Source organism: Micromonospora sp. HK10 (assembly GCF_000982955.1).
Classification (GTDB): domain Bacteria; phylum Actinomycetota; class Actinomycetes; order Mycobacteriales; family Micromonosporaceae; genus Micromonospora.
The window spans coordinates 1-19,652 of record NZ_KQ058726.1; the positions used below are offsets into that span (position 1 = coordinate 1).

Below are 19,652 nucleotides of genomic sequence, written 5' to 3' on the forward strand. Positions count from 1 at the left end.
GGCGGTCAGGCGATCGCGCAGGGCGTGCCGTTGAGGGTGAACGAGGTGGGTTTGCCGGTGTTACCGGTGTGGGTGGCCTGGAATCCGATGCTCACCGACCCGTTGGCCGGGATGGTGGCGTTGTAGGAGACGTTGCGGGCGGTCACCGCGCCGCTGGCCGGCGCGTACGTGGCGTTCCAGCCCCCGGTGATGGTCTGCCCCGAGGGCAGGGTGAACGCCAGGCTCCAGCCGTTGACCGGGGCGGACGAGGTGTTGGTGATCGTCACGTCCGTGGTGAGACCGGTGTTCCAGGCGTTGATGGTGTACCCGATCCGGCATTCGCCCGCGGGCGGCGGCGTCGTCGGCGGGGGCGTGGTGGGCGGTGGAGTGGTGGGCGGCGGAGTCGTCGGCGGGGGCGTGGTCGGCGGCGGAGTGGTCGGCGGGGGCGTGGTCGGCGGCGGAGTCGTCGGGGTGCTGCCGTCGAGGCCGAAGAAGCGGATCGCCTGCGCGGCGTCGACGGGCAGGTTGTGCGTCACGCCCTGCATGCTGATCGCCTCGACCGGCGCGGTGCCGCCGCTGCCACCGTAGCGGGTGCGGGTGTAGCCGGACTGCGGACTGTCCGTGTACGTGGGGGTCTGGCTCAGGCCGTGCACGTTGGTCCACTGCTTGATCTCTTCGCCGAAGTTCGGGTAGCGCAGCGTCTCGTCGTTGGTCCCGTGCCACAGCTGCATCCGGGGACGCCGACCGCTGTACCCGGGGTACGCGTTGCGGACCAGGTCGCCCCACTGCTGCGGAGTCTTGATGACCTGGCCGTTGGCGCAGTCGCTGTTCCACTCCGAGCCGTTGGTGGTGGCGAAGCAGGCGAACGGCACGCCCGCGAAGGCCGCCCCCGCGCTGAACACGTCGGGGTAGAGCCCGAGCATCACGTTGGTCATCATGGCCCCGGACGAGGTGCCGGTGGCGAAGATCCGGTTCGGGTCCACGTTGTAGCGCTGCCGGACGTAGCTGACCATCGAGTTGATGCCCACCGGGTCGCTGCCGCCGTCCCGGCGCAGCGCCTGCGGGGACGAGACGTCGAAGCACTTGCTGCTGCGGGTCACCGACGGGTAGACCACGATGTAGCCGTACCGGTCGGCCAGTGCGGCGAACTGGGTGCCGGAGTACATTGCCGGTCCGGAGCCGGTGCAGTAGTGGATGACCACCACGACGGCGGGCTGCGGCGCGACCCGGTCCGGCACGTAGAGGTACATCCGCAGGTTGCTCGGGTTGGTGCCGAAGTTCGTCACCTCGGTCAGGGCCGCCGCCGAGGCGGTGCCGGGAACGGCGAGGGCCGTCATGGCGGCCAACCCGGCCGCGACGAGGGCCGCGCCGAGCAGTCTGATCTTGTGTCTCACGGGAGGGTCCTTCCGGGATCTCCTGACGTGGTGGGACGCCGCGCAAGGATGCCCTGTCACCTGCGCGCGCTCGCCGACGAGGCGCCACGACGGCGGCCCGGACCCTCGGGACGAGATAGACAACCGCAGATCAGTTGCCCGGCTCGGAGTCTAGGCCGCCCCGCCGAGGCACACCAAGAACTTCCGGAAAAGTTTTCGGAAAAACGTCCGGAAGCAACGGGCCGGTCGCCGGCCGGCCGGCCGGGCGGACTCCCGGCTCCCCCATCCCGTCGGACGGCTGTGCCAGGCTGTCGGGGTGGCTCAGCAACCCCCGATCCTGTTGATCGACTCCCCCAGCCTCTACTTCCGCGCCTACTTCGGCATCCCGGAGTCGGCGGCGAAGACCGACGACGGCCAGCCGGTCAACGCCGTCCGCGGCTTCCTCGACATGCTCGCCCAGCTCGTCCGCACCCGCCGGCCGGACCGGATGCTCTGCGCGCTCGACTACGACTGGCGGCCGGCGTGGCGGGTCGAGCTGCTGCCGACGTACAAGGCGCACCGGGTCGCGCCGGAGGGCGGCGAGGTGGTCCCCGACACCCTCTCCCCCCAGGTGCCGATGATCCTCGAGGTGCTCGACGCGCTCGGGATCACCGCGGTCGGCGCCACCGGCTACGAGGCCGACGACGTGCTCGGCACCCTGTCGGTGACCCAGCCCGGCCCGGTGGAGGTGGTCTCCGGCGACCGGGACCTGTTCCAGCTGGTCGACGACGCCCGCCAGGTGCGGCTGCTCTACATCGGGCGCGGCGTGTCCAAGCTCGACGACTGCGACGACGCCGCGGTCCGGGCCCGCTACGGCGTCCCCGCCGACCGGTACGCCGACTTCGCCGCCCTGCGCGGCGACCCCAGCGACGGGCTGCCCGGGGTGCCCGGGGTCGGCGAGAAGACGGCCGCCCGGCTGATCGAGCGGTACGGCGGGCTGGACGGGATCCTCGCCGCCCTGGACGACGGCGAGAGCGGCTTCGCCCCCGGGCTGCGCGCCAAGCTGGCCGCCGCGCGCGACTACCTGGCCGTGGCGCCGAAGGTGGTCCGGGTCGCCACCGACGTGCCCCTGCCGGCGCTGCGCACCGCGCTGCCGGCCGCCCCGGCCGACCCGGACCGGCTGCTGGAGCTGGCGCAGCGGTGGAACCTCGCCGGCTCCTGCCGGCGGCTGGTGGATGCCCTCGCCGACCGGTCGCGGTGACGGTCAGGCGGCGGCGTGGTAGGCCAGCACACCCCGGTTGACCGCCGCGATCGCCTGCCGGGCGGTGCCGCGCAGCTCCGCCGACGCGCCCCCGGAGTCGGCCAGCTGGCCGAGCAGGTCGACGACCTGCCGGGCCCAGCGGACGAAGTCCCCGGCCGGCATCTCCCCGTCGATCTGGTGGCCGCTCGCGAGCACCTTGGCGAGGGCCTCCCCGCGCGCCCAGCGGTAGATCGGCCAGGCGAAGCCGAGGTCCGGCTCCCGGGTGACGGCGAGCCCCCGGGAGGCCTCGTCGGCCTCGATGTCGCTCCACAGCTTCAGCGTCTCGTCGACCGCGTCGGCGACCGCGCCGCGGGGCAGGCCGGCCCGCTCGTCGACGTCCCGGCGGGCCTCGAAGACCACCACGGAGACCGCGGCGGCCAGCTCGGCCGGGGAGAGCCCGTCCCAGAGCTTGCGGCGCAGGCACTCGGCGACCAGCAGGTCCGCCTCGGTCCAGATCCGGCCCAGCATCCGGCCGGCGTCGGTCACCTCACCGTCGGCGGAGAGGTAGCCGCGCGCGGTCAGCAGCGCCACGATCCGGTCGAACGTCCGGGCCAGCGAGCCGGTCCGGCCGGCGACCCGCTGGCGCAGCTCCTCGGTGTCGCGCTCCAGGCGGCGGCGCCGCTCCGCCCAGCGGGCGTGCTCCTCGCGGTCGGGGCAGGCGTGGCAGGGGTGCGCGCGCAGCTCGGCGCGGAGCTGGCTGAGCCGGTGGTCCTCGCCGACGGCCTGCCGGGACCGCCCGCCCCGCCGCCCGCCGTGCCGGTCCAGCCCGGTGCCGCTGACCGCCGCGGCCAGGTCGCGCCGGGCGGCCGGGGAGCGGTGGTTGAAGTGCTTGGGCACCCGGATCCGGGTGAGCACCTCGGCCGGGGTGGTGAAGTCGCCCGGGGTGACCCGGCCGGCCCAGCGGTCCTGGGTGAGCACCAGCGGGCGCGGCTCGCCGAAGCCGCCGGTGGCCGGGTCGAGCACCACGGCCAGGCCGGCCCGCCGGCCCGACGGCACCCGGATCACGTCACCGACGCGCAGCCGCTCCAGCGAGGCGACGGCCGCCGCCTTGCGCTGGGTCTGCCCCTGCCGGGCGATGGCGCGCTCCCGGTCGGCGATGGCGACCCGCAGCCCGAAGTACTCGTCGAAGTCGCCGTGGTGGCAGGCCGCCTCCGCGCCGTACGCCTCGATGGTCTCGGTGTTGCGCTGCACCTGCCGGGCCAGGCCGACCACCGACCGGTCGGCCTGGAACTGGGCGAAGGAGGACTCCAGCAGCGCCCGGGCCGGCTCGGCGCCGACCGTGCCGACCAGGTTGACCGCCATGTTGTACGACGGGCGGAAGCTGGACCGCAGCGGGTAGGTCCGGGTGGAGGCGAGGCCGGCCACGTGCCGGGGGTCGGTCTCCGGCGACCAGACCACCACCGCGTGCCCCTCGACGTCGATGCCGCGCCGGCCGGCCCGGCCGGTGAGCTGGGTGTACTCCCCCGGGGTGAGGTCGACGTGCGCCTCGCCGTTGAACTTGACCAGGCGCTCCAGCACCACGCAGCGGGCCGGCATGTTGATGCCCAGCGCCAGGGTCTCGGTGGCGAAGACCGCCTTGACCAGGCCGCGGACGAACAGCTCCTCGACGACCTCCTTGAACGCCGGCAGCATGCCGGCGTGATGGGCGGCCAGGCCGCGCTCCAGCCCGTCGAGCCACTCCCAGTAGCCGAGCACGGAGAGGTCCTCGCCGGGGATCGCGGTGATCCGGGCCTCGACCACCCGGCGGATCTCGGCGCGTTCCTCGGGTGAGGTCAGCCGCAGCCCGGCGGCGAGGCACTGCTGCACGGCCGCGTCGCAGCCGGCCCGGCTGAAGATGAACAGGATCGCCGGGAGCAGACCCTCCCGGTCGAGCCGGTCGACGATGTCCGGGCGCATCGGGCCGCGCCAGCGCGGGCCGCGCCGGCCGCCGCCGGGGCCCGCGCTGCGCCCCTCCCCCAGCTCCAGCCGGCGCATCGTGTCCCGGGTGTAGCGCAGCAGCTCCGGATGCACGTCGTGCTTGCGCGCGGCGTCGGCGTCGTGGAACAGGTCGAACATCCGCTTGCCGACCAGCATGTGCTGCCACAGCGGCACCGGCCGGTGCTCGCTGACCACCACGGCGGTCTCGCCGCGGACGGTGACCAGCCAGTCGGCGAACTCCTCGGCGTTGGAGACGGTGGCCGACAGCGAGACCAGGGTGACCGAGGCGGGCAGGTGGATGATCACCTCTTCCCAGACCCCGCCGCGGAACCGGTCGGCGAGGTAGTGCACCTCGTCCATCACCACGTACGCCAGGCCCTCCAGGGTGGCCGAGCCGGCGTAGAGCATGTTGCGCAGCACCTCGGTGGTCATCACCACCACCGGCGCGTCGCCGTTGATCGCGTTGTCGCCGGTGAGCAGGCCGACCTGCTCGGCACCGTAGCGGTCGACCAGGTCGTGGTACTTCTGGTTCGACAGCGCCTTGATCGGCGTGGTGTAGAAGCACTTGCGCCGGGTGGTCGCCCCCTCGCCGCCGTCGGCCCCCGCCGCCGCGCCGGGACGGCCGCGCAGGGCGAGGTGTACGGCGAACTCGCCGACCACCGTCTTGCCGGCGCCGGTGGGGGCGCAGACCAGCACGCCGCTGCCGCGCTCCAGCGCCTCGCACGCCTCCCGCTGGAAGTCGTCGAGGTCGAACCCCAGATCGCGGGCGAACTCGTGCAGGGCCGGGGCGGCGGAGGCCTGCGCGGCCCGGCGGCGCGCCGCGGCGTACCGCTCGGCGGGGCTCGACATGTCCCCAAGATTAATCGGTGCCGCCGACGGGCACCGGTCAAGGCCGTCCGGCAGGCCGGTCAGGGCGGGTCGGTAGGGTGCACGACGTGCCGGACCATACCGAACCGCCCACCGCCTCGAGCGGCGCCGACGACGCCGACCGCCCGAGCCCGTCCCGCCGGCCGGTGGCGGCGGTGCTCCTCGACTTCCACGGCACCCTCGCCCAGGTGGAGGATCCGCTGGACTGGGTGCTGGCCGCCGCCGGGGCCTGCGGGGTGGAGCTGGACCGGGCACGGGCCACCTCGCTGGCCGACCGGCTGCTCACCGCCGGCCGGGCGGGCGGGCCGCTGCCGGCCCGGGTGCCGCCCCGGCTGGCCGAGCTGTGGGCCGACCGGGACCTCTACCCGCACGCCCACCGGACGGCCTTCACCGGGCTCGCGGAGACCGTCGACGCGGGCATCGAGGGTTTCGCCGACGCGCTCTACGACCGGGTGCTGGTGCCCGAGGGCTGGGTGCCGTACCCGGACACCGAGGCGGTGCTGAAGGCGCTGCGGCAGGCCGGCGTGAAGATCGGCGTGGTCAGCAACATCGGCTTCGACATCCGGCCCCTCTTCGCCGCCTGGGGGCTGGACGGGCTGGTCGACGCGTACGCGCTGTCCTACGAGGTCGGACGCTGCAAGCCGGACCCGGGGATCTTCCTGCGGGCCTGCGGCATGCTCGGGGTGGACCCGGAGCAGACGCTGATGGTGGGTGACACGCCGGCCGACGCGGGCGCGGTACGGGCCGGCTGTTCGGTGCTGGTGCTGCCCTGCGTTGACGCCGGCCGCCCCAACGGGCTCGGCGGGGTGCTCGACCTCGCGCTGCCCGGCTGACCGGTCCGGCTCAGGCGGCGCCACCGTTCGCGTAGACGGTCTGGCCGTTCACCCAGCGGCCGGGGCCGGCCAGGAACGCGACCACCTCGGCCATGTCCTCGGGCGTGCCCAGCCGCTCCATCGGGTTCATCTTCGCCGTCCGCTCGATGGTGGCGGCGTCCTTGCCGTCGAGGAAGAGCTCGGTGCTGGTCGGTCCCGGCGCGACGGTGTTCACCGTGATGTCCCGGCCGCGCAGCTCGCGGGCGAGGACCAGGGCGATCGCCTCGACGGCGGCCTTGGACGCCACGTACCCGGCGTAGCTGGGCGCCTTGAGGCGGGTGACCGAGGTGGAGACGTTGATGATCGCCCCGCCGGCGCGTACCCGGCGGGCGGCCTGCTGGTTGAGCACGAAGGTGCCCCGCACGTTGGTGCGGTGCATCCGGTCCAGCTCGGCGAGGTCCAGCTCGGCCACCGGGGCGAGGACCATGATCCCGGCGCAGTTGACCACCACGTCGACGCCGCCGTACTCGTGCTCGGCGCGGTCGAAGAGGCGCTGGACGTCGGCCTCCTCGGCCACGTCGCCGCGGAGCGCCACGGCCCGGCCGCCGGCCGCCCGGATCGCCTCGACGGTCTGTTCGGCCGCCGTCTCGTTGCCGGCGTAGCCGATCACCACGGCCTGTCCGGCGCGGGCCAGCCGCTGGGCCACCGCCCGTCCGATGCCCCGCGAGCCTCCGGTGACGATCGCGACCCTGGGCTGCTCATTCATGTCCTACCTCCGGCCTGGTATCGGTGATAACGCCACCACGATATCTGGGATAACAGAGCGCCGCTAACATGACCTGCATAACACGGCTATCGTGGCGAGGGTGGAGAACTCGTCCCGCGACCGCATCGTCCGCGCGGCCGCGCGGCTGCTGGCCGAGGGCGGCCGGGAGGCGGTGACCACCCGCGCCGTCAGCCGGGCGGCCGGGGTGCAGGCACCCACCATCTACCGGCAGTTCGGCGACATGCGGGGCCTGCTGGACGCCGCCGCCAGCTACGGCTTCGCGACCTACCTGCACGCCCAGTCGAATCGGGAGCCGGCCGCCGACCCGGTGGACGACCTGCGACACGGCTGGGACCTGCACGTCGAGTTCGGGCTCGCCAACCCCGCGTTCTACACCCTCATGTACGGCGACCCCCGCCCCGGTCTGCTGCCCACCGCCGCGCGGGTGGCCGGCGACATCGTCCGCCAGCTCGTCGTCCGGGTGGCCGAGGTGGGCCGGCTGCGCGTCACCGTCGAGCGGGCCGCCGGGATGCTGCACGCCGCCGCCCGGGGGGTCACCCTCAGCCTCATCGAGACCCCGCCGGCGGAGCGCGACGCCACGCTCGCCGTCGCCACCCGGGAAGCCGTCCTCGCCGCCGTCTGCACGGACGGCACCGAGGGGCACGCCCCCGTCGGCGCGGTCCGGCACGCGGTCGCGTTGCGGACCGTCCTGCCGACGCTCGGCACCGAGCTCAGCCCCGCCGAGCGGGCCCTGCTGGGCGAGTGGCTGGACCGGCTGGCCGGTGCCCGGCCCGCCTGAGCACCCCCGGTCCCGCCAGCAGCCCGCCTGACGACGCCGCGCTGTGCCGCCAACGGCCCGCGATCCCGCCGCCGGCCCGCCTGAAAACCCGCACAGCCCGCCGCCGGCGCCGCTGGTCGGAGCGGATAGCGTCAGGGGCATGCCGGCCGACCGCTCCTTTCGCCCGCGCCCGCCGGGCCGCCGCTCGACCGGCCGGGCCGGCGCGGTCGGGCTGGTGCTCGGCGGGGCGCTGTCGGTGCAGTTCGGGTCGGCGGTCGCCGCGCTGATCTTCCCGCGCACCGGGGTGGCCGGGGCGGTGACCCTGCGCCTGGCCATCGGCGCGGTGCTGCTGCTGGCGGTGTGCCGGCCGCGGCTGCGCGGCCACGGCCGGGCCGACTGGGGTGCCGTGGTCGCCTTCGGGCTGGCCCTGGCCGGCATGAACTCGATCTTCTACCAGGCCATCGAGCGGATCCCGCTCGGGCCGGCGGTCACCCTGGAGGTGCTCGGGCCGCTGGCGCTGTCGGTGGTCACCGCCCGGCGGCTCGCCGCCTGGTGCTGGGCCGCGCTGGCCCTGGCCGGGGTCGCCCTGCTCGGCCAGGGCGGCTTCGACCGGCTCGACCCGCTCGGGGCCGGGCTGGCGCTCGGCGCGGGGGCGCTGTGGGCGGCGTACATCGTCTGCTCCGCCCGGGTGGGTGGGCGCTTCCCGCGCGCCGACGGGCTGGCCCTGGCGCTGGGCGTGGCGGCCCTGGTCACCCTGCCGTTCGGGCTGGTCGGTGCCGGCGGGCGGCTCTGGCACCCGGCGGTGCTGGGGCTCGGCGCCGGCCTGGCCCTGCTCGCCTCGGTGCTGCCGTACACCCTGGAGCTGCTGGCGCTGCGGCGGCTGCCCACCGCGACGTTCGCGGTGTTGATGAGCCTCGGCCCGGCGATCGCCGCGCTGGCCGGCTGGTCCGTGCTCGGCCAGGCGCTGCACCCGGTGGAGGTGCTGGCCATCGGCCTGGTCATCGCGGCGAGCATCGGCGCGGTCCGGGCCGGTGCGCCCGCCCCGGCGCCGCCCGACACCCCGTCCGGACCGGTCCGGGAGATCGCGCTCAGCGCAGCAGCCGCAGCGCCGCCGGCACGGCGCTGATCCGCACCGGCAGCTCCAGCGCCCGCTCCCCGTCGACGTAGGTGGTGATGCCCACCGCGTCCACCTCGACGGTGCGGGCCCGGAACGTGCGCACCAACGGGTGGGTGACGTGGGTGCCCTGGTAGATGCGGGGCTTGACCCGCATCAGGGTGAGCCGGTCGAACCGGCCGCCGACCACCACGTCCAGCAGCCCGTCGGTCGGGTCGGCGTCCGGGCAGATCCGCATGCCGCCGCCGTAACTGGCCGCGTTGCCGACCGCCACCAGCACCGCGTCCAGCTCGTGCGTCACCCCGTCGAGGGTCAGCCGGTAGCGGCGCGGCCGCAGCCGGGCCAGTTCCACCAGGATCGCCAGGTCGTACCGGCGGGGACCGCGCGGCCAGCGCATCCGGTTGGCCCGCTCGTTGACGATCGCGTCGAACCCGGCCGCCAGCACCGCCCCGTACCAGCGGTCGGCGGCACCGGGCCGGGACAGCCGGGCCAGGTCGACCGGGCGGGTGCGGCCGGCGGCGAGCGCGCCGGCGATCACCTCCACCGCGGCGACCGGGTCGGCCGGGAAGCGGGTTTCCATCGCGAAGTCGTTGCCGGTGCCCGCCGGGACCGGCCCGAACGGCACGGCCGTGCCGGCGACCGCCTGCAGGGCGCGGTGCACGGTGCCGTCGCCGCCCACCGCGACCAGCGCCCCGGCGCCGTCGGCGACCGCGGCGCGGCACGCCGCCTCCGCCTCTGTGGGGGTACCCGCACACAGCAGCTCGACCGGCCGGCCGACGCCCCCGAGGCGCTCCAGGATCGTGGGCAGCAGCCCCCGGTGCCGTCCCCGGCCGGCGGACGGGTTGGCGAGCACGGCGACGGGGCCGGGCGGGACGTCGTGGTGCGCGGTCACGGCGAGCACCGTACGGCACGGTCGCGCGGCTCACCAGGGCGCTGGCCCCGGTGACCGGCCGGCGCACGCGGACGGCGCCCGGCAGGGGGTGCCGGGCGCCGTCCAGGGGTGGGATCAGGGCAGGTCGATCGGGCGCAACACCCGGTCCACGGCGTGCGCGATCTGCTTGTTGCCCTTGTTGATGTCGTACCGCACCACCCGCGCGTCCCGGTCGCTGGTGTCGGCGTCGACCAGGCGCACCTGCCGGCCGAACCAGTGGTGCCGCACGTCCACCTCGACGGTGCCGCCGAGCGCGGTGGTCAGCTCCGCGCCGTCCGCCTTGAGCGCCGCCTTCCGGTCGACCGTCGCGCCCGGCACGACGTGGTAGAGCAGAACATCTTCCACGGTGTCCACACCGAGGCCGGCCACCGCGTCGAACGCGGCCTTCTCACCGGGGAGCTTCTTCGCGGCGGTGATGTCCCGGACCAGCTCCCGGAACGCGTAGTCGTTCGGCACGAACGCGGTGAGCGCGACCGTACCGTCGGTGAGCACCTTCACCGGCGAGTCCGGCTTGGCCTGCAGCACCGTCAGAACCGCCTTGGTGAGCACGTCGAAGTCCCACGGGTTGCGGTCGAAGCCGCTCTTGTCGGCGGTGAGCACGGCGGCCAGCGACCGCGTACCCGGCTGCTTGGCGCCGGCCTGGGCGGGCACGGCGACCGCAGTGGTGGCCACCGCCGCGGCCGTGGCGCCCACGGCCAGTCGGGCGGCGAGACGAGCGATGTTCATCGGGGAGCCCTTCGTCGAAGCGACCTGTCGTGACTGTCGTCACGACCATTGCTTCGTCCGCACCGTCCCCGGCGGATGCAGCCCGGCCGACCGTTTTCCCGGCCGCCCCCGGGTCACTTCGTCCGGCGGGTCGACCGCGCCACGATCCCCTCGTACTCGGGGTGCTTCTCCAGCCACCCGGCAAGGAAGGGGCAGATCGGCACCACGGTGCGTCCCCGCTCCCGGGCGTCGTCCATCACCGCGCGGGCGAGGGTCGATCCGACGCCCTGCCCCTCGAACGCCGGGTCGACCTCGGTGTGCGTGTAGGCGATGATCGTGCCGGTCAGCTGGTAGGTGACGAACCCGGCCGTCGTCCCGCTCTCGTCCCGTGCCTCGAACCGCTCCCGCTCCGGCACGTCTGTCACCGTCAACCGCATGCCGCCATCCAATCACGGGCCGGGTCGGGCCCGACGACGGCGGGCACCGAACGTGACGAGCGCCCCGGCATTCGGGCCGCAGCCGGCCGGCCGCTAACGCTCACCGCCCGTCCCGGGCGGCGCGGCCAGTCCGCTGCCGATCACGTCGATGCGGCCCCAGCGGCCGGGGACGTCGAGCAGCTCCACCCGGCCGAACCGGGCCGGCACCCGGGGCGCCATCAGCAGGTGCCGCCCGGCCGGCTCCAGCCCGAGCACGGCCCGCAACAGCAGGAACGGCGCGCCGGTCGCCATCGCCTGCGGGCTGTTGACGGTCGGGCAGCGCACCGGGTAGCCGGTCAGGTCACGGTCGTAGCCGGCGAACGAGCCCGGCAGCCGGCCCTCGAAGAACCCGGCCACGTCGATGATCCCCTCGGCGACCCGGCCGGCCTCGTCGGCGAAGCCGTACCGGCGCAGTCCCCAGGCGATCAACGCGTTGTCGAACGGCCAGACGGCGCCCAGGTGGTGGCTGAGCGGGTTGTACCGGGCCTGCCCGGTGGCCAGCGTGCGCACCCCCCAACCGGAGAAGAGCTCCGGGCCCATCAGGTGGGCGGCCACCCGGGCCGCCCGCGGCGGCGGCACGATGCCGCTCCACAGCAGGTGTCCCATGTTCGACGCGAGCGCGTCCACCTGCTCGCCGGCGCCGTCCAGGGCCAGCGCGTAGTGGCCCCGCTCGGCGATCCAGAAGTCCCGGTTGAACCGGTCCCGCAACGCCGCGGCCTGCCGCTCGAGCGCGTCGGCGTAGCCGGGGTCGTGCCAGAACTCCCGGGCCAGCCGGGCCCCGCGCAGCTTCGCGTCGTACGCGTACCCCTGCAACTCGCAGGTCGCCAGCGGGGGCGCGGCCAACCGGCCGTCGGCGTGGCAGATCGCCTCCGGCGAGTCCTTCCAGCCCTGGTTGTCGCACCCGGTGCGCTGGTTGCGCCGCCGGTACCGCAGGTAGCCGTCGCCGAGCAGGTCGCCGTACTCGTCGATCCAGCGCAGTGCGGCGCGCGCCTCGTCCTCGAACTCGCGGACCAGGTCAGCGTCGCCGGTCCACCGCTCGTACTCGTCGAGCAGGATCACGTACAGCGGGGTGGTGTCGGCGCTGCCGAAGTACGGGGATTCCGGGTGCTCCTCGAAGGCCACCGTCTCGCCGTAACGGAACTCGCGCAGGATCTTCCCGGGCTCCTCATCCCGGAAGTCGTCGCACACGGCGCCCTGGTCGATGCCGAGCATCCGCAGCGTCGCGGCGGCCAGTTCCGGCGCCACCGGCAGCGCCTCGAAGCTGGTCACGATGCTGTCCCGGCCGGTGATGGTGGCCGCCCAGGGCAACCCGGCGGCCGGGATGACCTGGTTCGGCAGGGTCAGCGGCGAGTAGCGCAACGCCGCGAGGTCCACCAGGCTGCGCCGGTAGGCGCTGGTCGCCGCGGCCCAGTCGCAGCTCAGCGTGGGCGCCCGGGCCAGCCACGCGTGCAGGTCCTCCCGCCGCTGCGCGGTGGTGCGGCGGGGCGGCCGGTCCAGCAGGTCACGCACGTCCCGGCCGTCCGCGCCGAGCACCAGCGCCTCCACCCGCAGGCTGGTGGTCCAGGTCTCCTTCGGCCCCAGCCGCAGGGCGTACGTGAGGCCCTGTTCGTCGACCCCGGCCGGCTCGCTGCTGGACACCAGCGTCTCGCGCCGGAACCGCTCGCGCCGGTAGCCGAGCCGCAGCCGGCCGTCCTCGACCTGCTGGTAGAACCGGCCCGCCGGGACGCGCTCCTGCCCGACCGCCAGCAGCGGGGCGAAGTCGCTGGCCACGTCGAGCCGGACGGTGAAGTCCACCGGCTCGTGATGATGGTTGAGCACGGTGAGCTGCTCCAGGAAGGCGCCGCCGCTGATCGTGCGCTCCCGGATCACCGAGGACCTGGCGTCCACGTAGTGCGTCGGCCGCCCCGGCACCAGGAAGAAGCGGAGCATGAGGTGGTCCCGCTCGGCGATGGAGAGCGGGTGCAGCCCTTCGCCGTTGAGGGTGAGCCGCCACCGGGACAGGAAGCGGGTGTCGAGGTCGAAGAAGCCGCACGGGTTGGCGACGGTCGCCTCAAGATCACCGTTGTCCTCGCTGAGCACGAAGACGTTGCCGTCCAGCACCCGGACCAGGTTGTCCTTCACTCCGCTGCCCCGGTCGCGTCACCGGGCCGTCCCGGTTGCCCGGCGGCCGTCGGCGGCGGGAAGAGCCGCGCCAGCAGCACCACGAAGCGGAACCGGCCCTCCGCGGTGAAGTCGTTGCGCATCCAGGCGGTGAGGGGCCGGGCCTCGCCGCGCGCCATCCGGTCGAAGACGTCGCGGTCGCTGCGGATCACCGTGTCGGCCGGCCGCTCCTGCCGGCTCACCGCGATCCGGCCGTCGGCGATCGTCAGGTGCCAGTGCTCGACCGCGTCGCCCCCGGTCAGCTCGAAGCGGATGGTGCCGGCCGTGCGGCGGTGCAGCCGTCCCGGGGCCTGCCCGGCGAGCGACGTGAAGAACGCCTCGATCGGATCAGACACCGCACCCGCCTCTCGAGCAGCGACGTCACCCTGCCGGTCCGGGCGATCCGCCGGGAATGCCCGGGTCCGACGCCGCCTCAGCCTATCGCCGGGGCCCGGCACGGAGGCCGGATCGAGGGAACTGCGGGCCCGGTGCGGCCACCGGGGCACCGGCGGGCAGGATGGCGGGATGCGCCTGGTCTCCCTGCTCCCCTCCGCCACCGAGATCGTCTACGCCCTCGGCCTCGGCGAGCACCTGGTCGGGGTCACCTTCGAGTGCGAGGTGCCCGCCGAACACCGGTCCGACGTCACCGTGGTGGTCGGCGGCCGGGACACCCGCGGCATGGGCCCCGGCGAGATCGACGCGTACGTCCGCAGCCAGCTCGCCGCCGGCGCCGACCTGTACACGCTGCACGCCGGCGCGCTGGCCGGGCTGGACCCCGACCTGATCCTCACCCAGGATCTGTGCCGGGTCTGCGCCCTGCCGTCCGGCCGGGTCGAGGACGCCGTGGCGCACCTGGGCTGCCGGGCCGACGTGCTCTCGCTCGACCCGCACACCCTGGACGACGTGCTGCGCAGCATTCTCGACGTCGGCGCGGCGGCCCGCGTACCCGACCGGGCCGAGGCCCTGGTGGACGGCCTGCGGGCCCGGCTCGCCACGGTGCACGCGGCGGTGGCCGGGCGGCCGCGGCCACGGGTCGCGGTCGTCGAATGGATCGACCCGCCGTTCGGCGGCGGCCACTGGATCCCGGACCTGGTGCGGGCCGCCGGCGGCGAGCCGGTGGCCGCCCATCCCGGGGCCCGCTCCACGCCGACCACCTGGGCGGCCCTGGCCGTCGCCCGGCCGGAGGTGGTGCTGGTGACGCCGTGCGGCTTCCGGCTGGACGGGGCCGCCGGGCAGGCCGCGTCGGTGACCCCGCACCTCCCCGACGCGCAGGTCTGGGCCATGGACGCCGACGCCCTGATCGTGCGGGCCGGCCCGCGCCTGGTCGACGGCGTCGAGGCGATCGCGGCCGTCCTGCACCCGGACGCGGTGCCGGCCCCGCCACCGGGCAGCGTCCTGCGGATCGCCTGAGCCGCAGACGGAACACGCCGCCCCCCGGGCGGGGAGCGGCGTTCCGTGCCGGTACGGTCCGGACCCGGTCAGGTCATGTCGTCGTAGCGGCGTTCGATCGGCGCCGGAGCGGCGATCGGCTGCGGCGCACCCACCGGCGCGGTCGCCTCGACCCGCCCGGCGGCCTCGACCGGCTCGACGGAGAGGTCCAGCGGCGACACCTCGTCGTCCGCGACGCCCGCGTACATCTCCCGGCCCCGGCCGCGCCGCTTGTCGTTGAGGAAGGCCACCCCGACGGCGACGAAGTAGAGCAGGGAGAGCGCGCTGGCGAGCAGCGTCATGCCGAACGGACCCGGGTCGGGCGTGGCGATCGCCGCGAACGCGAACGACACGAAGATCACCGCGCGCCACCAGCTGAGCAGCCGCCGCGCGCTGGCCACCCCGGTGAAGTTGAGCATGAGCAGGATCAGCGGGAACTCGAACGCGACCCCGAACAGCAGGATCATGTTCGTCACGAAGGCGATGTAGGCGCTGACCTCGAACTGGTTGGACAGGCCGCCGACGCCGGCCTCCATCAGGAACCCGAGGCCCTTGTCGACCACGAAGTAGGCCAGCACCCCGCCGGCCGCGAACAGCGGCGCGGCGATCGCCACGAAGACGTACGCCCACTTGCGCTCGTGCCGGTGCAGGCCCGGGGCGATGAACGCCCAGAGCTGGTAGAGCCAGACCGGCCCGCCGATGATCAGGCCGAGCCAGAGCGCCAGCTTCACCGTCAGCAGGAAGCCCGTCGTCGGCGCCAGCGCCAGCAGGTCCTGGCACTTCCCCTCGGCGTTCGTGGTGCCGGGCAGCCGACAGTACGGCCGCTTGAGCAGCATGAAGACCGGTTCGGCCAGCCAGAAGCCGGCGATCAGACCGGCGAGAATGCCCAGCGACGCCCGGAACAGCCGGCTGCGCAGCTCACGGATGTGCTCCATGAGCGTCATCGAGCCATCGGCGGCCCGTTCGAAGGTGCTCGGGCCGCGCTTCTTCAACCCGAAGGCCACGGTGGTGAGGCCCTCTCGGCTCAGTTCTCGCGGATGCGCTGCACCGGGTCGACCGGCGGGGCGTACTGCTGCTGCGGCGGCTGCTGCACGTACTGCTGCTGGGGCGGCTGCTGCACGTACTGCTGCTGCGGGGCGGCCTGCGGCGGGAGCGGCTGGTAGCCGGCCTGCGCGTCGGCCTTCTCGGCCAGGTCACCGTCCTCGTGCAGGCTCTTGGTCTCGGCCTTGATGATCCGCAGCGAGCGGCCCAGCGAACGGGCCGCGTCGGGGAGCCGCTTCGCGCCGAAGAGCAGGATCAGCACGACCACGAGTACGGCGATGTGCCACGGTCGGAGGGCACCCATGGGAAAGCTCCAGTCGCTCAGGTGTGGTGAGGGGCGGTCGCAGCCCATCGTACGTGCGCCGACGAGGCTTGCCACCCCCGCCGGGTCCCTCGGTGCGGGTCCGGCCGGTGAAGTCTCGACCAACCCGGAGCGTCCCGTCAACCACCCGCAGCGGCGCGATCGTGCGCGAAGCCCCGCGGAACGCGCAGCTACCGCGCAGGGAACCGACCGTTGTCGATCACTTTCCGCGCTTTGCCTTGATCAGCGCCGTGCGCTGCTGCGCCTCGGCCGCGCGCTCCTGCAACGCCGCCGCCCGCTCCTGGAGCGCCTCGGCGGCGGACTGCAGCGCCGTCGCGCCGGCCTGCTGGCGTTGCAGGGCCAGCGCCGCCCGGCGCAGCCGGGGCAGCCGGGCCAGCACCGGCCGGACCGCCAGGGCCAGCACCACGAGCGCGAACAGCACGACACCGAGCACGATCCAGGTCACCACGGCGGTCACCCTACTCCCGGACGCCGGCCGCCGCCGGGTCGGCGCGGCCGGGCGTGGCGTACGCGTCGAGCGCCGCCACCGCCTGGGCGCGGACCTGCTCGGCCAGCTCCGCCGGGGCCAGCACCGTCACGTCCGAGCCCAACCCCAGCACGAACCGCCGGGCCCAGCCCAGGTCGGTGACCCGCAGCGACACCAGCCACTGCTCGCCGTCGGCCTCGACCCGCTCGCACGGGTAGTACTCGGTGATCCACCGCTCGCCCCGGCCGATCCGCAGGGTGATCAACGGCAGGTCGGGCGACGGGCTGAACACCCCGTCGCTGAGGTCGTGCGGGCGGGCCTGCGGCGGCACCACCGCCGCCTCCGGCAGCTCGCAGATCGCGTCGATCCGGTCCGCCCGGAACAGCCGCACCGCCTCGGCCCGGCGGCACCACGCCTCCACGTACGCCCGGCCGCCGACCATCAGCATCCGCAGCGGGTCGATGGTCCGCTCGGTGGTCTCGTCCCGGGCCGGGGTGTAGTAGGTGATCCGCAGCGCCCGGCCCCGCTCCACGGCCGCGCGCAGCTCGCGCGCCCGGGCGGTGTCGCCGGGCAGCCGCACCTCCACCGGGGCGCCGGCCAGGTCGCCGGCCGCGTCCTCGATCTTGGCCAGGGCCCGCTCAACGGCCTCCCGGTTGGCCACCCCCGGGGTCTCGGCGAGCATCCGCAGCGCCACCACCAGCGCGAGCGCCTCGTCCGGGGTGAGCCGCAGCGGCCGGTCGATGCCCGCGTCGTAGGTGATGGTGACCCGGTCGCCGTCGAACGCCATGTCGATCAGGTCACCCGGACCGTAGCCGGGCAGCCCGCACACCCAGAGCAGCTCCAGGTCCTCCCGTAGCTGCTTCTCGGTCACCCCGAGGTCGGACGCCGCCTCGGCGATCTCGATGCCGGGGCGGGCCAGCAGGTAGGGCACCAGGTTGAGCAGCCGGGCCAGCCGGTCCGCCGAGGTGCGGCCGGCCCGCGCCGCCGGGCGGGTCACCGCGTGCCTCCGGCCACCGCCAGCTCGTCGTGCCGGGCGGCGATCTCCTTCAGCCGCTGGATGACCGCCTCGCGCACCTCCGGCGGGTCCAGCACCCGCACGTCCGGGCCGTACCCGGTCAGCTGGCCGGCCAGGAAGTCCGCGTCCGCGTAGGGCAGGACGAGCCGGTCGCCGTCGGGTCCGGCGGTGGACTCCACCGCCCAGCGACGCAACCCGGCGGCCCGGCCCGGCGCCACCAGCACGGTGGCCCGCCCGGTCCGTTCCACGGGCCCCGACCAGCGGGCCACGTGACTGATCAGGTCCACTCCGGCGGGCGGCTGGTAGGCGCCCGGGTCGCCGGTGGCGCGTACCGCGCCCACCACCCGGGAGAGCCGGAAGCAGCGGGTGGCAGCCCGGTCCAGGTCGTGGCCGACCACGTACCACCGGCCTCGCCAGCAGACCACCCCCCAGGGCTGCAGCCGGCGGCGGGTCGGTGCGTCCCGGTCGGGCACCCGGTAGTCGAAGGTGACCTCCCGGCGGTCCCGGGCGGCGGCGGTCAGCGGGGCGAACGCCGGGTCGACCGTCACCATCGGCTCCAGGCCGAGGGTGGCCTGCGGGTCCACGGCGATGCCGGCGGCGCGCAGCTTGGCCAGCCCGGACGACGCGGCGGCGGCCAGCCCGGCGTGCTGCCAGAGCCGGGCGGCGATGCCCACCGCGGCCGCCTCGTCCGGCTCCAGCGGGATGTCCGGCAGCGCGTACTCCCGGTGGGCGATCCGGTAGCCGGGCTCGGCGTCGAAGACGCTGGCCGTCCCGGTCTCCAGCGGCACCCCCAGCTCCCGCAGCTCCGCCTTGTCCCGCTCGAACTTGCGCTGGAACGCCTCGTGGTCCTTGGCGTCGTCCGGATCGTGCTCGTAGCCGGGCACGGTCGCGGCGATCTGCGCGGCGGTCAGGAACCGTCGCGTGGAGAGCAGACAGATCACCAGGTTGACCAGGCGTTCGGTACGGGTCCGGGACACGTGGAGAACGCTAGCAGCCCGCACGCCGCGAGCGCGCACCCGCGCGGGCGCGGCGCGCGGGAGCGCGATCCCGGTCACCCCGCCCGGCGGCCCGGCACCACCGACGGGCGGCCCGGCGGGAGCCGCCCTAGGGTGAAGCGCATGTCGGAGGCGGAGGTCAAGAGCGAGAGCGTCGGCACGGTCGTGGTGGCCGGCGCGGCGAACCTCGCCATCGCGGTCGCCAAGCTGGTCGCCGGCCTGATCTCCGGCTCCGCGGCGATGCTCAGCGAGGCCGCGCACTCGGTCGCCGACACCACCACCGAGGTGCTGCTCTACCTGGCGCTGCGCCGGGGCGCGCGCCCCGCTGACCGGCGGCACCCGTTCGGGTACGGCAAGGAGAGCTACGTCTGGGCGTTCCTCGCGGCGCTGTTCACCTTCGTGGTCGGGGCCGGCTTCGCCATCACCCACGGCGTGACCACCATCCTGGTGCACGAGCACACCGGCAACTATCTGGCCTCGTACATCGTGCTGGCGCTCTCCTTCGTCATCGAGTCGATCTCGCTGGCCCGGGCGGTGCGGCAGATCCGCCGCGCGTCCCGCCGCTGGCGCGCCAGCCCGCACCGCTACCTGCGGCTGACCGCCGACACCACGGTCAAGGCGGTCTTCCTGGAGGACAGCGCCGCGCTGATCGGCCTGCTGCTCGCGGCCGCCGGCCTGACCCTGTCCCACCTCACCGGCGAGGAGCTCTACGACGGCCTCGCCTCGATCCTGATCGGCGTGCTGCTGCTGGTGGTCGCCGGCATCCTGGCCCGCAGCAACATCTCGCTGCTGGTCGGCCGGGCGGTCTCCGACCGGGTGCACCGGCGGATCGAGCGCGAGCTGTCCGCCCTGCCGCACGTCGACCGGGTCGACACCCTGATGACCATGTTCCTCGGCCCGGAGGACATCCTGGTCGCCGCCAAGGTCGACTTCGACGACGAGGCCAGCGGCGCCGACATCGAGGCCGCCGCCGACCAGGCCGAGCGCCGGCTCACCGAGCAGTTCCCGGAGATCGGGTACGTCTTCCTCGACCCCACCCCCTCCCGGCCGGGCGCGGCCCGGCGCGGCACCCGGCTGGTGCAGGAGGACGACGGCCGCCCGGACGGCCCCGGCGGCGTCCCCGGCCCACCCTGACCGACGTCGCGCCGCCGACCCGGTCGCCCCCAACCCCGGCCGTGCCCCGACCCGGCCCTCCCCCGACCCGGCCACCTCCGACCCCGGCCGCCTCCGACCCCGGCCGCCCGCCGAC

General features: G+C 74.8%; 19 protein-coding genes. 6 read left to right on the forward strand and 13 right to left on the reverse strand.

Annotated elements, in window-relative coordinates:
• Positions 1-5: 5 nt before the first annotated feature.
• Positions 6-1,316 (reverse strand): extracellular catalytic domain type 1 short-chain-length polyhydroxyalkanoate depolymerase, encoded by a 1,311-nt coding sequence (locus LQ51_RS07515; protein WP_082159311.1) that lies wholly within the window; start codon positions 1,314-1,316, stop codon positions 6-8.
• A gap of 352 nt (positions 1,317-1,668) precedes the next feature.
• On the opposite strand from LQ51_RS07515, the gene LQ51_RS07520 reads away from it, so the two are divergent.
• Complete coding sequence (locus tag LQ51_RS07520; protein WP_046563961.1) at positions 1,669-2,592, forward strand: 5'-3' exonuclease; 924 nt, start codon at positions 1,669-1,671, stop codon at positions 2,590-2,592.
• Between the two features lie 3 nt (positions 2,593-2,595).
• Here LQ51_RS07520 and LQ51_RS07525 read toward each other — a convergent pair whose 3' ends face one another.
• On the reverse strand, positions 2,596-5,397 hold the full coding sequence (locus LQ51_RS07525; RefSeq protein WP_046563962.1) for a DEAD/DEAH box helicase: 2,802 nt from the start codon (positions 5,395-5,397) through the stop codon (positions 2,596-2,598).
• A gap of 86 nt (positions 5,398-5,483) precedes the next feature.
• Between LQ51_RS07525 and LQ51_RS07530 the strand changes: the two genes are divergently transcribed.
• Positions 5,484-6,248, forward strand: a complete 765-nt coding sequence (locus tag LQ51_RS07530) for an HAD family hydrolase (RefSeq protein WP_046563975.1) — start codon at positions 5,484-5,486, stop codon at positions 6,246-6,248.
• 10 nt (positions 6,249-6,258) lie between these two features.
• Here the strand turns inward: LQ51_RS07530 and LQ51_RS07535 are convergent, their stop codons facing one another.
• Positions 6,259-6,993, reverse strand: coding sequence for an SDR family oxidoreductase (locus LQ51_RS07535; protein WP_046563963.1), 735 nt, complete (start codon positions 6,991-6,993; stop codon positions 6,259-6,261).
• Positions 6,994-7,093: 100 nt separating this feature from the next.
• Between LQ51_RS07535 and LQ51_RS07540 the strand changes: the two genes are divergently transcribed.
• Both LQ51_RS07540 and LQ51_RS07545 read left to right on the forward strand, forming a co-directional pair.
• Positions 7,094-7,792, forward strand: coding sequence for a TetR/AcrR family transcriptional regulator (locus LQ51_RS07540; protein WP_156312999.1), 699 nt, complete (start codon positions 7,094-7,096; stop codon positions 7,790-7,792).
• 139 nt (positions 7,793-7,931) lie between these two features.
• Positions 7,932-8,897, forward strand: a complete 966-nt coding sequence (locus LQ51_RS07545) for an EamA family transporter (protein WP_046563965.1) — start codon at positions 7,932-7,934, stop codon at positions 8,895-8,897.
• Here LQ51_RS07545 and LQ51_RS07550 read toward each other — a convergent pair.
• The 5 genes from LQ51_RS07550 to LQ51_RS33320 all read right to left on the reverse strand — a co-directional run bounded on the left by LQ51_RS07550 (position 8,860) and on the right by LQ51_RS33320 (position 13,492).
• The gene (locus LQ51_RS07550) at positions 8,860-9,786 is read right to left on the reverse strand and encodes a diacylglycerol kinase (protein ID WP_046563966.1); all 927 of its coding nucleotides are present in this window, start codon (positions 9,784-9,786) and stop codon (positions 8,860-8,862) included. The two genes, LQ51_RS07545 and LQ51_RS07550, sit on opposite strands and share 38 nt — an antisense overlap.
• 105 nt (positions 9,787-9,891) lie before the next feature.
• Entirely contained in the window at positions 9,892-10,542 is a 651-nt protein-coding gene (locus tag LQ51_RS07555) for a fasciclin domain-containing protein (RefSeq protein ID WP_046563967.1), read from the reverse strand.
• A 113-nt stretch (positions 10,543-10,655) separates the two neighbouring features.
• Positions 10,656-10,958, reverse strand: a complete 303-nt coding sequence (locus tag LQ51_RS07560) for a GNAT family N-acetyltransferase (protein ID WP_046563968.1) — start codon at positions 10,956-10,958, stop codon at positions 10,656-10,658.
• Positions 10,959-11,051: 93 nt separating this feature from the next.
• Positions 11,052-13,118, reverse strand: coding sequence for an amylo-alpha-1,6-glucosidase (locus tag LQ51_RS07565; RefSeq protein ID WP_046563969.1), 2,067 nt, complete (start codon positions 13,116-13,118; stop codon positions 11,052-11,054).
• A complete protein-coding gene (locus LQ51_RS33320) occupies positions 13,115-13,492 on the reverse strand; it encodes an SCP2 sterol-binding domain-containing protein (RefSeq protein WP_052744775.1) in 378 nt (125 codons plus the stop codon). Before LQ51_RS33320 ends, LQ51_RS07565 begins: the two co-directional genes overlap by 4 nt.
• Positions 13,493-13,661: 169 nt before the next feature.
• Between LQ51_RS33320 and LQ51_RS07575 the strand changes: the two genes are divergently transcribed.
• Positions 13,662-14,546 (forward strand): ABC transporter substrate-binding protein, encoded by an 885-nt coding sequence (locus tag LQ51_RS07575; RefSeq protein WP_046563970.1) that lies wholly within the window; start codon positions 13,662-13,664, stop codon positions 14,544-14,546.
• A gap of 68 nt (positions 14,547-14,614) precedes the next feature.
• Here the strand turns inward: LQ51_RS07575 and tatC are convergent, their stop codons facing one another.
• From tatC to LQ51_RS07600, 5 genes are all read right to left on the reverse strand, one after another.
• Positions 14,615-15,568, reverse strand: a complete 954-nt coding sequence (gene tatC / locus LQ51_RS07580) for a twin-arginine translocase subunit TatC (protein ID WP_046563971.1) — start codon at positions 15,566-15,568, stop codon at positions 14,615-14,617.
• Between the two features lie 20 nt (positions 15,569-15,588).
• Positions 15,589-15,909 carry a Sec-independent protein translocase subunit TatA gene (gene tatA / locus LQ51_RS07585; RefSeq protein ID WP_046563972.1) on the reverse strand — a complete coding sequence of 107 codons (321 nt, stop codon included), beginning with the start codon at positions 15,907-15,909 and terminating at the stop codon, positions 15,589-15,591.
• A 217-nt stretch (positions 15,910-16,126) separates the two neighbouring features.
• Positions 16,127-16,375: a hypothetical protein gene (locus LQ51_RS07590; RefSeq protein WP_046563977.1), complete on the reverse strand. Its 249-nt coding sequence runs from the start codon at positions 16,373-16,375 to the stop codon at positions 16,127-16,129.
• Positions 16,376-16,385: 10 nt separating this feature from the next.
• Complete coding sequence (locus LQ51_RS07595) at positions 16,386-17,390, reverse strand: helix-turn-helix transcriptional regulator (RefSeq protein ID WP_046563973.1); 1,005 nt, start codon at positions 17,388-17,390, stop codon at positions 16,386-16,388.
• Positions 17,387-18,385, reverse strand: coding sequence for a helix-turn-helix transcriptional regulator (locus tag LQ51_RS07600; RefSeq protein ID WP_046563974.1), 999 nt, complete (start codon positions 18,383-18,385; stop codon positions 17,387-17,389). The genes LQ51_RS07595 and LQ51_RS07600 overlap by 4 nt, the downstream gene beginning before the upstream one ends.
• A gap of 141 nt (positions 18,386-18,526) precedes the next feature.
• Here LQ51_RS07600 and LQ51_RS07605 point away from each other — a divergent pair, with 141 nt between their 5' ends.
• On the forward strand, positions 18,527-19,537 hold the full coding sequence (locus LQ51_RS07605) for a cation diffusion facilitator family transporter (protein WP_046563978.1): 1,011 nt from the start codon (positions 18,527-18,529) through the stop codon (positions 19,535-19,537).
• Positions 19,538-19,652: the final 115 nt, after the last annotated feature.